This window comes from Nonomuraea phyllanthi, from assembly GCF_006334985.2.
In the GTDB taxonomy this organism is placed as follows: domain Bacteria; phylum Actinomycetota; class Actinomycetes; order Streptosporangiales; family Streptosporangiaceae; genus Nonomuraea; species Nonomuraea phyllanthi.
Genome location: NZ_VDLX02000004.1, coordinates 177,622 through 192,046 on the forward strand (window position 1 = coordinate 177,622; position 14,425 = coordinate 192,046).

Below are 14,425 nucleotides of genomic sequence, written 5' to 3' on the forward strand. Positions count from 1 at the left end.
CACGATGGCTGAAGCGCCCGCCCGGTCGATCACCCGCCGCGACGCGGCCCGGCTGCTGGGGGCGGCCGTCGCCGTGGCGGCAGCCCCGAAGCCCGTGGCCGCCGCCGCGCCTTCAGGCGCCCGCGCGGAGATCGCGCCGCCGCGCGCCCGCCGTACGGACGTCGACGCGCTGCTGCGGCGGATGACGCTGGAGGAGAAGGTCTCGCTGCTGCACGGCGCCTCCGACCCCCGCTCCAAGGGCGAGGCCGGTTACCTGCCCGGCGTGCCCCGGCTCGGCATCCCCGAGCTGCGCCTGGCCGACGGCCCCGCCGGGGTCAGGGCCACGGCCGCCGCCACCGCCCTGCCCGCCCCGGTCGCGCTGGCCGCGACGTTCGACGCCGGGCTGGCCGAGCGGTACGGCGCCGTCATGGGCCGGGAGGGCCGGGCGCTCGGCATGGACGTGCTGCTGGCGCCGATGTGCAACATCGTCCGGGTGCCGCAGGCCGGCCGGAACTTCGAGACGTTCGGCGAGGACCCGCTGCTGGCCGCCGCGCTCGTCGCCGGCGAGGTGCGCGGCATCCAGGGCCAGGGCCTCATCGCCACGGTCAAGCACCTGGCCGCCAACAACTTCGAGCACGACCGGCGGAGCGTCGACGCCCGCGTGGACGAGCGGACCCTGCGCGAGATCTACCTGCCGGCCTTCGAGGCCGCCGTCAGGGCGGGCGCCGGCGCGGTGATGGCCGCCTACAACCACGTCAACGGCGTGTACGCCGCCGAGAACCGGCACCTGCTGACCGGCGTCCTGCGCGAGGAGTGGCGCTTCACCGGCTGGGTGATGTCCGACTGGCACGCCACGCACAGCGCCGCGCCCGCCATCACCGCGGGGCTGGACATGGAGATGCCGTTCGGCGCCCACTTCGCCGGCCTGGCCGCCGCCGTCACCTCCGGGCGGCCGGCCGAGTCCGTCGTGGACACGGCGGTCCGCCGCGTGCTCGCCCAGCTCGACCGGTTCGGCCTGCTCGGCGGCGGCCGGCCGCGGCCGTCCAGGGACGCGGCGGCCGGCGCCCGCACGGCGCGGGAGGTCGCACTGGCCGGCGCGGTGCTGCTGCGCAACGAGCGCGACCTGCTGCCGCTCCGCCGCGCCGACCTGGCCGACCTCGCCGTCATCGGGCCCACCGCGGCCAGCCCCCTGGCCGGCGGGGGAGGCAGCGCCCGGGTGCTGCCGGTCGAGGCGGAGAGCCCCTTGGGCGCGCTGCGCCGGCAGGCCGGGCGGGGAGCCCGCGTCCGGTGGGCGACCGGCGTGGACCTGGAGGGCGTCGCCGTGCCCGCCTCCGCCCTGTCCCTGCGCCGCACCCGAAAGGACGGCATGCCGCGCGCCGCCGAGGCCGATCACACCGGCGGGCCGCGGGCCGCCACCGATCACACCGGCGGGCCGTGGGCCGCCACCGATCACACCGGCGGGCCGTGGGCCGCCACCGATCACCTTGGCAAGCCGCAGGTCGCCGCCCAGGTCGACCACACCGGCGCGAACGCCCTGCCCGCCGGCTCGTCGTGGACATGGACCGGCACGCTGACCGCCCCCGAGACCGGCGACTACGACCTGCGCATCCAGGGCGCGGGCGGCGTGCCGTCGTTCGACGGCTCCATCTCGCTCACCCTCGACGGCGTCAGGATCGGCTCGGCCGGCGCGCTCATGGGCGGCAACAGCAGCCTGGTCGCCACCTCCGGCGGCCTGACCAACGCCGGCGCGACCGTGCGGCTGAAGGCCGGCCGTGCCGTGCCGATCACCATCGCGGCCACCGGCGCGGCGGGCACGCCGCTGCAGGTCAGGCTGGCCTGGGTGACCCCAGGGCGGCGCCAGGAGGCCCTGCGGGAGGCGGTCGCGCTGGCCGAGGGGGCTCGCACGGTCCTCGTGTTCGCCTTCAACGAGGGCACCGAGGGCGCCGACCGTACGAGCCTCGCCCTGCCGAACGGCCAGGACCCGGTCATCGAGGCGGTCGCCGCCGCCAACCCCCGCACCGCCGTCGTGCTGAACACCGGCGACCCGGTGCTCATGCCGTGGCTGGAGCGGGTGCGCTCGATCCTGCAGATGTGGTATCCGGGCCAGGAGGGCGGCGACGCCACCGCCGCGCTCCTGCTCGGCCGCGCCTGCCCGGCCGGCAAGCTGCCGGTGACCTTCCCCCGCCGCGCCGCGGACGCGCCCACCGCCCCGGCCGAGCGCTATCCCGGCAAGGGCGGCACGGCGCTCTACGGCGAGGGCGTCTTCGTCGGCTACCGCCACTACGACGCCCACGACGTCGAACCGCTCTTCCCCTTCGGGCACGGCCTGTCCTACACCCGCTTCCGCTACGACGACCTGGCGGTGAGCCACGCGGGCGGCGGGCTGAGCGTGTCCTTCACGGTCGCGAACACCGGCCGCCGCGAGGGCGTGGAGGTGGCGCAGGTCTACCTCGCCGCGCCCGCCGCCCCGCCGGTGCCGATGCCGCCGCGCGCCCTCGCCGGGTTCGCCCGGGTACGCCTGGCGCCCGGCGAGCGGCGCCGCGTGACCGTCGCGGTGGACGGGCGCGCGCTGGCGTACTGGTCGGACGGCCGGTGGGTCACCGCGGGCGGGCGGCGTACCGTCCACGTCGGGTCGTCGTCGAGGGACCTGCGCCTGCACCAGGAGGTGACGGTCCGATGAGATGACGCGCCACGGGGGCCGTCTGCGAGATCATGGAGGCCCGAACTCCGAAGGGCGGCCCCCGTGACGAGAGTCTCACTGATCGTGCCGTGCTACAACGCGAGCAGGACCCTGCGGCTGTGCCTGGAGTCCGTGCTGTCGCAGACCCGGCCGCCCGACGAGATCGTCGTGGTGGACGACGCCAGCGACGACGGCTCCGCGGCCATCGCCGAGGAGCTGGGCTGCCGCGTCGTCCGCCTGCCCGCCAACCGCGGCGTCTCGGCGGCCAGGAACGCCGGGGTGGAGAGCACCACCGGCGACGTGATCTTCTTCCTCGACAGCGACGTGGCGCTGCGGCCGGACGCGGTCGCCGCCGCCGTGCGGCTCCTGGACGACGACCCCGGCCTCGGCTGCGTGCACGGCGTCTACGACACCGAGCCGCTCATCGACGACGGCCCCGTCGAGTGGTACCGCCTGCTCCACCAGGTCCACTGGCGGCGCAGGCACCTCGGCGAGGTCCACAGCGTCGTGTTCGCGCTGGCCGCGATCCGCCGTACGGCGTGGCTGGAGGCGGGCCGGCTCGACGAGGGGCTGCGCGACAGCGAGGACGTGGAGTACAGCAGCCGCCTGGCCGTGCGCACGCGGATCGTGCTGACCGACGCCGTGATGGGCCGCCACGACGAGGGCCACCGGTTCTGGCCGGTGCTCGCCGAGCAGTGGCGGCGGGCGCTGCCGCTGATCCCGCTCGCCCTGGCCACGGCCCGGCGCGGCGCGGCCAAGCCGGAGAACGCCAACAGCCGCGCCGGCATCCTGGCCTGCGCGCTGGCGCTGGCCTGCGTGCCGCTGGGGCTGCTCCACCCGGCGCTGTTCGCGGTGCCGGTGGCGCTGGTCGGGTGGTTCGTGGTGGCCGATCCGGAGCTGCTGCGGTTCGTGCACCGGCAGCGGGGCGCGGCGTTCACCGCGTACTTCATGGCCGTCCATCTGGCGGTGCACGTGGTGCTCGTGGCCGGGCTGGCGGCCGGCTCCCTGCGCGTGCTCAGAGGCTCGCCCGTGTGACGCGGGCGGCACGGCCGGGACGCCCGGGGCGCCGGGCTCGGGACACAGGGGCACGGGGCTTCGGCTTTGGGGCTCGGGGCTCGGGGCTCCGGGTTCGGGGCTTGTCAGCGTGCGGGCGTCTTCACGGCCGCCCGGTACACCTCGGCAGTCTCGGCGGCGGCGCGCTCCCAGTTCAGCCCCTCGCGGACGAACCGCTCCCCGCGCTCGGCCAGCTCCCGCCGCAACCCGGCGTCGGTCATGACCGCGATCACGCCCCGCGCGATGTCGGCCGGCTCCCCGGCCCGCACGAAGTACGCCGCCGGCCGCTCGGGGTCGGGCCCGAGGAACAGCCGCGAGAAGCCGTCACCCAGGACGGCCGCCCGCCCCATCGCCATCGCCTCGGTCGCCACCAGCCCGAACGGCTCGAACAGCGACGGGAACACGCACGCGTCGGCCAGCTCGTAGTACTCCAGCAGCTCCCGCCCCTCGACGAACCGCCCGGAGGCCAGTACCCGCCCCTCCAGCCCTGTCGAGGCGACGATGCGCTCGACGCCCGCGGCGTCGCCCTCGCCGACGATCACCAGCCGCAGCCGCGGGACCTCGCACGCCACCGTCCGCATCGCCTCCAGCAGCTGGTAGACGCCCTTCTGCCGCTCGATCCTGCCCACGAACAGCAGCACCGGGTCACCCTCCGGCAGGCCCAGCCGGGCGCGCAGGGTCCGCGCCCCGGCACGCAGCTCGTCGCGCCCGTACGACGGCAGCACCGCCTCGAACGTCCCGCCCAGCGGCACGACGTCGATGGGCGTCCGGCGCCAGCCCGCGGCCAGGAGCTGGTCGCGCACCTCCGGCGTGGCCACCACCACCCGCCGCGACACCCTGGCCAGCCGGCGCTCCAGCGCCGCGAACAGGTTGAGCGGGTCGGTGATGCTGCGCTGCGGCGCGACGCCGTACTCGGTGGTGTGCACGTGGAGGACGACCGGCAGCCGCAGCACGTAGTGGCAGAGCAGCCCCGACAGGAAGTTCGTCGAGTCGTGCACGGCCACCAGGTCGGGCCGCGCGTCGCGGCGGCACAGCCGCAGGAAGTAACGCCAGTTGGCGGCGACGACGTTCAGCGCGAGCAGCAGGAACTCGGCGCGCCTGGTGCGGTTGAGCCGCCGGCCCCGCGCGAGGGCTCCGCGCGGCCGGTGCACGCGGAGCCGCCCCGCGGCCTCGTCCACCGGATGGCGGCCGTCGTTCGGCGTGTGGACCGTCAGGTCATGGTCGCGGGCCAGGTACGGCGTGATCAGCTCGGCGTACCTGCCCAGCCCGGCGGTGATGTTCGGCGGGAACTGGTTGATGACGTACGCGATCCTCATGCGGCGCCTTCCTCGGGCCTGTAGACGCGGGCGGCCGCCACTGCCACGGCGGCCAGCAGGACGAGATTGGCCAGCGCGAAGCCCACGAGCCCGCCGGCCAGCCCCTGCCAGCGGACGCAGGCCGCCAGCGCGGCCAGCGCGAGCGGCGTGCCCGCCAGCAGGCAGCGGATGAGCACCCTGGCCCCGCGCACCCCGTCCATCGACAGGGCCACGGAGTACAGGTTGAACGCCGTGTGCACGCCGATGCCGAGCGCCGACAGCGCCATCAGCCCGGTGGAGTACGGGTACGCGCCGCGCATCAGCAGGAAGAACACCGTGCTCGCGGCGAACGAGACCACCGCCGTGGCGCCGGCCACGGCCGGGGCCAGCCGGGCGATGCGCCGCATCAGCAGCGGCTTGTCCGCGGTGGCCATCACGGGCAGCAGCACCAGCCCGACCCCGTCGGTGAACAGCACGCCGAGCAGCCGCTTCGGGAAGCCGTTGTAGACCGAGTACACGCCGACGTCGGCCGGGCCCGCCCAGTGGTTCAGGAAGATCACGTCGATGCCGAACAGCACGCCGGTGAGCGCGGCGATGGCGGTCACGTACATGCCGTGCCGGTACAGCGACCGGGCCAGCCGCGCCGACCACAGGCGCGGCCGCACCCGTACCGCCCCCACCGCTGTCAGCGCGAACCCCACATTCGTGGCGATCAACGCCATCACGTACGGCTCCGCCTCCCTGACGCCCAGCGCCAGCAGGCACCAGGAGGCGCCGGCCAGGTAGACGATCGCGACGGCCAGCTTGAGCCAGGCCACGAAGGCGAACCTGCGCAGCCCCCGCAGGAAGCTCTCGGCCAGCTGGTTCACCGTCATCGACGCCGCCAGCGCCAGACCGAGGACGAGCGTGCGGGTGTCCACGTTGAGCGCGGCCGTGAGCAGCGGCGCCGCCAGCACGCCCAGCGCCGCCAGCCCGGCGCTCACCGCCAGCGTGGCGAGCAGCGCCGTGGCCATCAGCTCGGGCCGCCGCCCCGGATCAGCCCGGGGCAGCTCCTGCAGCATCACGTAGTGCAGGCTCGTCAGCATGCCGACGGTGACGATCAGCGCGATCGACAGCACCACCGTGAACTGGCCGAACGCGCTCGCCCCCGCCCCGCGCGCGATGACCAGCGTGGTGGCCGCCGCCGTGCCGCTGGCCAGCGCGCTCACCAGCGTCGGCCCGGCCGCCCACCGCAGGCGCGCCGCGCGGGCCTTCAGCACCCGCGCCGTCGGTGGGCCCGCCTGGCGAACTCCAGGTCCTCCGGGGTGTTGACGCCGCGGGCCTCGTCCGGGTCCGCCACCGGCACCACGGTCACCGGCAGGCCCTCGGCCAGGGACAGGTGCGGCAGGAACGGCAGGAAGTTCACCTCTCCGGTGGCCGCGCCCGCCGCCGCCCCGGCCGCGAACCGCTCCCATGCCTCCCGCAGCCCTTCGGTGGCCAGGCAGAACACGCCGACGTCGCTGAGCCCGCCGGGGCGGCACCGGTCGCCCTCGCGGGACTGCCGCACGCGTACGAGCTCGCCCCCGGCCAGCTCGTACTCCACGTACGGATCCGCCATCGGCACCAGCGGCAGCGTCAGCCCCTTGCCCGGGTGGGCGGCCAGGACCTCCCGCACGGTCGCGGGGGACAGGTTCGCCTGGTCGCCCCAGACCACCAGGATCGTCCCGTACGCCGCCCAGTGCGCCCCCGCCCCGAAGATCGCGTCTCCCATGCCGGTCGGCCGCTCCTGAACGCTGACCGACACCGCGCCCGCGGCGATCTCCCCGGCCGCCAGGTCGCGGAACGGCCCCTCGCCATCGGGGGAGACGACGACGTGCACGTGCTCCGTCCACGGGCGCAGCCGCCGCAGCAGCAGATCCCACACCGTGACGCCGTCGTCGACCTCGATCATGATCTTCGGGAGGTCCCCGCCCAACCGGGTGCCGCGCCCGGCCGCCGGGATCACCGCGCACGTGCTCACCGCTCCACCTCCACGAGGGACACGAGGTCGTCAAGGCCGCCCACCGCGACCGCGCCGGGAGCCGGCACGGCGGTGTGGACGTGCAGCGTCGCCAGCCCGGCGCCGACGGCGGAGGCCACGCCGTGCGCGGAGTCCTCCAGCACGACGGCCTCGTCAGGATCGACCCGCCAGCGGCGGAGGGCCAGGCCGTAGAAGCGCGGGTCCGGCTTGCTCACCGGCACGTCGTCGGCCGTGAGCACGTCGCGGAAGCACGCCCCCAGCGCCGAGCCCGCCAGCACCCGCTCCACCGACGCCCGGCTGCCGGCGGTGACCAGGTACGCCACCCGGCCGCGCGCCGCCAGCCGGTCGAGCAGCCGGCGCGCCCCAGGGAACGGGCGGACCGCGCCCTGGCCGACGAGCTCCCGGTAGAGCTCCTGCTTGCGCCTCGCCAGCCGTCCGGCCGTCTCCGGGTCCCCGGCCAGCCGCGCGGCCACCTCGGCGGTGCTCGCGCCGGCGTGTGCGGCGTACCGGAAGCCGGGGAGCGCGGCGGGCGCCAGCTCGGCGATCGCCCGGCGGAAGGCGGCCTCGTGCGCGGGGAAGGAGTCGACCAGCGTGCCGTCGAGATCGCACAACCACACCCGCCGCCCAGCCACCGCCCCAGCCGACGCCGCCTGCGCCGCCCCGATCGCCACGGCTCCGGGCTTCACCGCCGCGCTCGCCACTGCCGCGCGCGCCACCGCTGTCACCGACGCGCCTGTCACCGACGCGCCTGTCAGGGACGGGCCTGTCACCGATGTGCCCGCCGCCGACCGTGTGCCGTGCCCGTTGCCGTGTCGGCTGGGGCCGCGGGTGCCAGGCCCGTCATGGCGTCGACCGCCGTCTCAGTCGCCATGGCTCTGGTCGCCGTGGTTCCGGTCGCCATGGTTCCGGGCGGGGCGCCGGCAGCCGGGTCCGTGGCCGGGGTGGTGCTCATCCGGCCCGTGCCAGCGGGGTCGGGCCGAGGAGCGCCCGGAGGGCCTCGGCCGTGCGCGGGCCGCTGTGCGTGCCGGGCTGCCCGGTGTCCGCCAGGTCCGCGCTGATCCACCGCGCCCCCGCCCAGTGGCCGCGCTCGGCGACCCGGCGCGGCACCGCGGGCCCGCCGGACGCGCCGCGGTGGCTGAGGACGTGCGTGATCGTCCGCCGCTCGTTCCCCGGGTCGCCCAGGTACGCCAGCGTGCGGTCCACCAGGTCGGTGGCCGTCAGCCCCTGGATGTCGTGGTCGCCCCCGAGGTTGACCACGAACACCCGGGCCGCCGCCCGGCTCCGCGCGATGGCCTCCGCCACGCCCGGCGTCAGGTAGCTCGGCAGCAGCGACGAGTGCGGCGTGCCGGGCCCGTACACGATGAGGTCGCCGTCCTCCAGCGCCCGCAGCGCCTCCGGGTTGGGCGTGACGCGGGCGGCGCGCCGGGCGAGGAGCTCCCGCACCCGCTCCGGCGCCCGGCCGGCCAGCTCGGCGCGGTCCCGGCCGGTCAGCGGCTCGCGCAGCAGGAACAGCCCGGTGATGGCGGCCGCGTCCTGCGGCGCGACGATGTCCGCCTCGTCGGCCAGCACCCGGCCGTCCTCCTTGAGCGCGACCAGGAACGCGTTCTCGCCGCCCGTCACGTTGAGCAGCCTCGCCGGCGCCCCGAACGTGCGCGCGCACGCGCGTACCGCCGCGTTGAAGTCCTCGCCCAGCCGCAGGTACGCCCCGGCGAGCACGAGGTTGCCCAGCGCGCAGTCGGCCAGGTCGAGCCCGTCGGGCTCGGCGCGCAGCCGCCCGGCGAACACGTGCAGCTCCCGCGCGACCCGGTAGTCCAGCGGCCCGCTGATCAGCCGCTCCAGGCCGGCGGCCGTGGTGCCCGGCGCGAGCCGGTGTTCGAGCAGGTCGCGGCGGGGGTCGCCGCCGTCCAGGTGGAGCAGCAGGTTCTTGCGGAAGTCGGACGGGCCGAGCATGCCGGGCAGGTAGCGGCGCAGCGCCCCGGTGGACAGCCCGTTGTCGTACCCGTTGATCAGCAGGGACAGCTCCACCCCGGGCGAGCGCAGCAGGGCGCGGGCGATCCCGGCCGTGCCCCGCCCGCCGCTGAACATCGCGACCCTCACAGGACCTCCTCCTGACCGGCCCGCACCCGCAGCACGCCCCGGCGCAGCAGCCAGTGGCGCAGCCCGAGGTAGCCCACGAACAGCGCCCGGTCGCGCGCCCCGCGCCAGAAGCGCCAGCCGCGGCTGCCGCCGCCCCGCTCCCGGTGCTCGATCGGCAGCTCCACCCAGGCGTGGCCCAGTTCGGCGACGCGGGCCGTGATCTCGGTCGAGCAGTTCATCCCGGACGACTCCAGCGGCAGCGCCCGGAACAGCGGCCCGTAGACCACCTTGAAGATCGAGTTGAAGTCGCGGTAGCGGGTGCGGTGCAGCAGGTTGCTGACCGCGCCGCTGGCCGCCGAGCCCCACCGGTACGGCAGGCTGTCGGCCTTCCTGACCCGGGCGCCCGAGAACGCCAGCCCGGCTCCGGCCCTGACCCGCTCGATGAAGCGGTCGAGGTTGGCGATCGGGAACTGGCCGTCGGAGTCCAGCAGCACCACCCAGTCCATCCGGGTACGCGCGATCGCCGCCGCGATGGCGGCCCCCGCGCCGCGGTTGCGCTCGAACGTGACGACGACGAGCTGCGGGCACTCCTCCCGCAGGCCCCGCAGGATCTTCCCGGTCGCGTCGGCACTGCCGTCGTCGCACACGACGATCTCCCAGGCGCCGATCGCCGGGTTGCGCTCCAGGTAGTCGCGCCATTCGGTCACGGCGGCGGCGATGTTGTCCGCCTCGTTGTACGCGGGCGCCGCCACCGAGATCTCGATGAGCGGCCCCGCGGCGGGCACGTCCGGCACGGGTCACCTCCTCCCGGCGGCGTCCGCGCCGGCCCGCGTCAGGCGCGCGATCCAGCGGTCCAGGGGAAGCAGGTTGATCCCCACGATGACGGGGACGTGGGCCAGCGTGAACCAGATCGCCGCTCCGAACGGGATCGGCCCGCCCGTGAACAGGTTGATGTGCGGGGCGTCGATGCGGTCGGGGATCGCGACCGGGTTGACCACCTGCCACATCACGTCGAGGAAGCCCGAGAACACGATCAGCACCCCCGTGACCATGAGTTTCAGGCAGCGGCCGGGCGAGCCGCCTCCGATCCGGTACGCGGCGGCGGCCGTGAGCACGATCCCCGGGTACAGCAGCAGGTACAGGTGGGTGTAGAAGGCGTCGCCGTGCGCACGGGCGCCGTCCCCGTAGTAGAACCAGCTGATCCTCGGGATCAGGTAGCCGGTCAGGAAGACGAACGGGACGTACAGCAGCCAGTTCAGGCGTGGCGACACCCACGGGAAGAAAGCGATCGCGCAGCACAGGAAGGCGAACGCGAGCAGCTTGGCCACGAGCTGCCAGGCGGCGTCGATCTCGCGGGCGTGCGGGGTGGCCAGCCAGACGAAGGCGAAGCCGGCCGCCCCGGCGGCCAGGGCGATCCACCAGATGTGCGCGGCCCAGGGGCGCCGGGCGTCGAGCAGGGGGTCGGGATGGTTCACTGCCGATCCTCGTCGTGAGGCGTCATGAGGGAACGTGCTCGCGGGAGCGCTCCCAAACGCAGTATGACATTCGCCGCAGGCCTGGTGATCTGAATATCAAATATCGGACCTACCGGAATTGTCTGGCCCTTTGACTAGTCGTAGGGAAGAGGCAAAAGACCAGGTGAAAGGTGATAAGTGGACGCTTTTTCGGTCCTGGAACGTTTTAGTGACGGACTGGTGCGATCGGCTCTGCCTGGGATGTCAAGACCCCTGCCGCAGCCCGTCCGCGACGGCTGGGCGAGGCATCCTGTTGGATGAAATTTCACGCGATGTGAGTATCCGCAGCTAAGAGGCATTTTCAGGAGTTGGGAGCGCTCCCGCGCGGGTTCGCATTCTGGGCCCGAAACCGTGGTTTCCGGATCACCGTAACCCGCTCACGCCGGCCCGAGGCTCCACACGTCGATCCTGCGAGCCTTGCCCGCGCCCACGAGCACCGGGCGGCCTGCCTGCTCGGCCAGCGCCAGCGTGCTGATCACCCCGTCGTCGCCCCCGCCGAGCACGCCCAGGATCTCGCCGTCGCGCAGGTCCCAGACGCGGACCACGGGGACGCCGTTCCAGGGTGCATGGGCGACGGCGGCGAAGGGCACGTCGCCCAGCCGCCCGGTGACGAGCGACGTCGCGCCCCGGTCGCCCGGGCTCTGGTCGCTGTACCTCCACTTCTTCCGGCGCTTGCCGCTCAGCGGGTCGTACACGCGCAGCGTCGCGTCCAGGTGGGTCGAGACGATGACGGGGTCGCCGTCGATCTCGCCGCAGGACATCAACTCGATCCCGCCGACCTCGCCGGTGCGGAACGAGTGGATCAGGCGCCCGTCGGACAGGCGCCACACCCGGACCCGGTTCCCGCCGTCTCCCGTCACGAGCACGTCGTCCGCGCCCAGCCTGCCGAACGCCGGCCCCCTGACGTCCTGAAGGTGGTCGTCGATCGCCTTGCCGATCCGCTCGCCGGTGGCGATGTCCCACAGCCGTACGACGCTGTGGAGGTCCCTGACGAGGTCGTACTTCTGCGACACCCCCACCGCGGTCCCGGTGCTCGTGATGGTGACGGCGATGACCGGGTCGCCGGCCTTGTGCGAGGCGAGGCTCTCTCCCGCCGTGCTCCACAGCCGCATCCCGCCGTCCCGGTGCCCGGACGCGACCGCCCGCGTGCCGCCCACGTCGCCGGCGGCCAGCCAGGTCACCGAGTCCCCGCCGTCCCCGAGCTGTTCGGCCGCCGAGCTCAGGTCCCACGCGTACACCGCGCCCTTGGCCGTCCCGCACGCGACGGTGGCCCCTGTGACGGCCAGCGTGGTGGGCGTGCCGACCGCGCGGGGCAGCGGCGCCGACCGGGCGAGCCGCGTCCCGAACGGCTCGGCGGGCGCGGTCGGGTCCGGCGACGCGGTGCCGGGCGAGGGACCGGCAGAGGTGCCGCCGGGGGAGGGGCTCGTAGCGGTGCCGCCTGGTGAGGGGCTCTGGACGGCCGGCCGGTCCGTACGGCGGGTGCTCGGGTCGGCGAGGTCGCCCCTCGCGCGAAGGACGGTGAAGGCGGACACCCCGAGAGCGGCCGCCGCTGCCACGGCCCCGCCGATCACCGCCCGCCGCCGGACCGGGGTGTCCGGCACGGTCGAGGAACCCGAACCAGCACCCGTTCCCGAACCGGGACCCGCGCCGGAGCTAGGACCCGCGTCGGAACCGGGACCCGTTCCGAGACCAGGAACCGCGCCGGAACCATGGCCTGGACCGGAACCACGGCCTGGGCCGGATCCGGGACCCGTGCCGAAACCTGGGCTTGGGCCGAAACCGGAGCGGAGGTCGGAACCCGGGGTTGCGCCGGGATCGGGGCCGGGGAGAGGGGGCGCGCCGGGTCCCGACCGGCGGATGAGGCGGCGTAGCAGGTCGGCCGGGAGCGGGCGGTCGGCGGGGTCCTTGGACAGGCACGCCTCGATGACGTCCAGCAGGTGCGGCGGCACCCCCGACAGGTCGGGAGCGCCGCTCAGCACGCCGTTCACCACTGCCGCCACCGTGTCCCCCGCGAAGGCCGCGCGCCCGGTGGCGGCGAACACCATCGTCCCCGCCCAGCCGAACACGTCCGAGGCGGGCCCCACCCGCTCGCCCCTGAACTGCTCGGGCGACATGTACGCCGGCGTCCCCACCGGGGCCGAGGTCATGGTCGTGGCGTCGAGCGCCTTGGCGATCCCGAAGTCGATGACGACCGGCCCGTCGGGTCCCATCAGCACGTTGGCCGGCTTGAAGTCCCGGTGCACGATCCCGGCCTCGTGGATGGCCGCCAGAGCGGTCAGCGTGGAGATCGCCAGCCGGTCCAGCGCCCCGCCCGAGCGTGGCCCCGACGCCCGGACCAGCGCCTGCAGCGTGTCGCCCGGCACGTATTCGCTCACGATGTACGGCCGGTCCCCGGCCAGCCCGGCATCCAGCACCGCGGCCGTGCAGAAGGGGGCCACCCGCCGCGCCGTCTCCGCCTCCCGCAGGAACCGCCTGCTGAGGTCGTCGTCGTGGACGAGGTGGCCGTGCAGCACCTTGACGGCGACCTGGCGCCCGTCGTCGCCGACGCCCCGGTACACCACGCCCTGCCCGCCGGAGCCGAGCACGCCGACGAGCCGGTAGGAGCCGATCCGCTCGGGGTCGTCCGGCCGGAGCGGGCGCATGTCAGCCATCCCGCTCCTTTCTCGTGTTATATCGGGCGATCACACGATAAGGCCGTACGCCCGGGTCACAACAGTTTCGCGCGGACGGGCACGCCTCGCGACACGCGACGGACGCCTCGTGACGCGCGACGGATGGCGTGACACGCGGTCGGATGCGCGCGGGGCGGGCGGCCGTACCGGGTAGGTTGGCCCTCCATGGAGCAACGTCACCGGCACCACCGAGCCCTGGCCGCGGCGGCGCTGGCGGCCCTGCTCGGCGCCGCAGCCTGCGGCGACCCCGCCACGGCGTCGGGCGCGGACCGCCGGCCCCTGGACGTCCCGGCCCAGGGCCAGGCGCGAACCCCGACCCGGAGTCCGGCGGAGAGCCAGGCCGAGGCCCCGGCCGGGACGGCCACGCCGGGCGCCGTCCAGCAGCCCGGCAAGGCGCTCCCGGCGCCCGACGAGCCGATCCCCAAGGACGCCGCCGGGCTGGCCGCCGCCCTCGAGCGGACCACCACCGCGCTCGACGCCGCCATCGACGCCTGGCCCAAGACGGGCAGGCCGCCCCGCGACGTCGAGCTCCTGGCCCTGCACGAGCAGCGCGTCTACCGCTACGCCGCCCGCCACCCCAAGCTCGCCTCCCGCGCCTTCGCCCGCCTGCCCGCCGCCCTGGCCGCCGAGGCGAAGGACAACACGGCCGCCATCCGCGAGCTGCTCTCGCTCGCCCGCCCGATCAAGCCGTCGGCCGTCTTCAAGGTCCGCGACCCGCGGCCCGCCGCCGAGCTGCTCGGCTACTTCAAGAAGGCCGAGCGCCGCTTCGGGGTGGAGTGGGAGGTGCTGGCGTCGGTCATGTTCGCGGAGACCAAGTTCGGCCGGGTGCGCTCCGACAGCCACGCCGGCGCCCAGGGGCCCATGCAGTTCATGCCCGACACCTGGAAGGCGTACGGCATGGGCGGCGACATCCAGGACCCGCGCGACGCCGTGATGGCCGCCGCCAACTACCTGCGCGCCTCGGGCGCCCCGCGCGACTACCGGCGGGCGCTGCACGCGTACAACCCGTCCCGGGCGTACGTCGACGCGATCCTGGCGCACGCCCGCCAGATCAAGCGCGACCCGCGCAACTACTACGCCTACTACAACTGGCAGGTGTACGTCATCACCACGGCCGGCGAGCGCCGGCTCACCGGCCCGTGACGACCTCCGCCACC

11 protein-coding genes are annotated in these 14,425 nt (G+C 75.0%); 3 read left to right on the forward strand and 8 right to left on the reverse strand.

Going from position 1 to position 14,425, the window contains the following annotated elements:
• Positions 1 to 4: 4 nt before the first annotated feature.
• Positions 5 to 2,659, forward strand: a complete 2,655-nt coding sequence (locus tag FH608_RS12325) for a glycoside hydrolase family 3 protein (protein ID WP_139630595.1) — start codon at positions 5 to 7, stop codon at positions 2,657 to 2,659.
• 63 nt (positions 2,660 to 2,722) lie between these two features.
• A complete protein-coding gene (locus FH608_RS12330; RefSeq protein ID WP_226899370.1) occupies positions 2,723 to 3,694 on the forward strand; it encodes a glycosyltransferase family 2 protein in 972 nt (323 codons plus the stop codon).
• Positions 3,695 to 3,798: 104 nt separating this feature from the next.
• Here FH608_RS12330 and FH608_RS12335 read toward each other — a convergent pair whose 3' ends face one another.
• The 8 genes from FH608_RS12335 to FH608_RS53785 all read right to left on the reverse strand — a co-directional run bounded on the left by FH608_RS12335 (position 3,799) and on the right by FH608_RS53785 (position 13,247).
• On the reverse strand, positions 3,799 to 5,028 hold the full coding sequence (locus tag FH608_RS12335; RefSeq protein WP_139630596.1) for a glycosyltransferase family 4 protein: 1,230 nt from the start codon (positions 5,026 to 5,028) through the stop codon (positions 3,799 to 3,801).
• The gene (locus FH608_RS12340) at positions 5,025 to 6,266 is read right to left on the reverse strand and encodes an MATE family efflux transporter (protein ID WP_139630597.1); all 1,242 of its coding nucleotides are present in this window, start codon (positions 6,264 to 6,266) and stop codon (positions 5,025 to 5,027) included. The genes FH608_RS12335 and FH608_RS12340 overlap by 4 nt, the downstream gene beginning before the upstream one ends.
• Complete coding sequence (locus FH608_RS12345; RefSeq protein WP_226899372.1) at positions 6,260 to 7,006, reverse strand: NTP transferase domain-containing protein; 747 nt, start codon at positions 7,004 to 7,006, stop codon at positions 6,260 to 6,262. Before FH608_RS12345 ends, FH608_RS12340 begins: the two co-directional genes overlap by 7 nt.
• Positions 7,003 to 7,722 carry an HAD family hydrolase gene (locus tag FH608_RS12350; RefSeq protein WP_226899374.1) on the reverse strand — a complete coding sequence of 240 codons (720 nt, stop codon included), beginning with the start codon at positions 7,720 to 7,722 and terminating at the stop codon, positions 7,003 to 7,005. Before FH608_RS12350 ends, FH608_RS12345 begins: the two co-directional genes overlap by 4 nt.
• Positions 7,723 to 7,954: 232 nt before the next feature.
• Complete coding sequence (locus FH608_RS12355; RefSeq protein ID WP_139630598.1) at positions 7,955 to 9,103, reverse strand: 2-phospho-L-lactate transferase CofD family protein; 1,149 nt, start codon at positions 9,101 to 9,103, stop codon at positions 7,955 to 7,957.
• On the reverse strand, positions 9,100 to 9,876 hold the full coding sequence (locus tag FH608_RS12360; RefSeq protein ID WP_226899375.1) for a glycosyltransferase family 2 protein: 777 nt from the start codon (positions 9,874 to 9,876) through the stop codon (positions 9,100 to 9,102). The genes FH608_RS12355 and FH608_RS12360 overlap by 4 nt, the downstream gene beginning before the upstream one ends.
• A gap of 3 nt (positions 9,877 to 9,879) precedes the next feature.
• Entirely contained in the window at positions 9,880 to 10,557 is a 678-nt protein-coding gene (locus FH608_RS12365) for a hypothetical protein (RefSeq protein WP_139630599.1), read from the reverse strand.
• Between the two features lie 416 nt (positions 10,558 to 10,973).
• Positions 10,974 to 13,247: a WD40 repeat domain-containing serine/threonine protein kinase gene (locus FH608_RS53785; protein ID WP_139630600.1), complete on the reverse strand. Its 2,274-nt coding sequence runs from the start codon at positions 13,245 to 13,247 to the stop codon at positions 10,974 to 10,976.
• A gap of 186 nt (positions 13,248 to 13,433) precedes the next feature.
• Between FH608_RS53785 and FH608_RS12375 the strand changes: the two genes are divergently transcribed.
• Positions 13,434 to 14,411 carry a lytic transglycosylase domain-containing protein gene (locus tag FH608_RS12375; RefSeq protein ID WP_139630601.1) on the forward strand — a complete coding sequence of 326 codons (978 nt, stop codon included), beginning with the start codon at positions 13,434 to 13,436 and terminating at the stop codon, positions 14,409 to 14,411.
• Positions 14,412 to 14,425 lie beyond the last annotated feature (14 nt).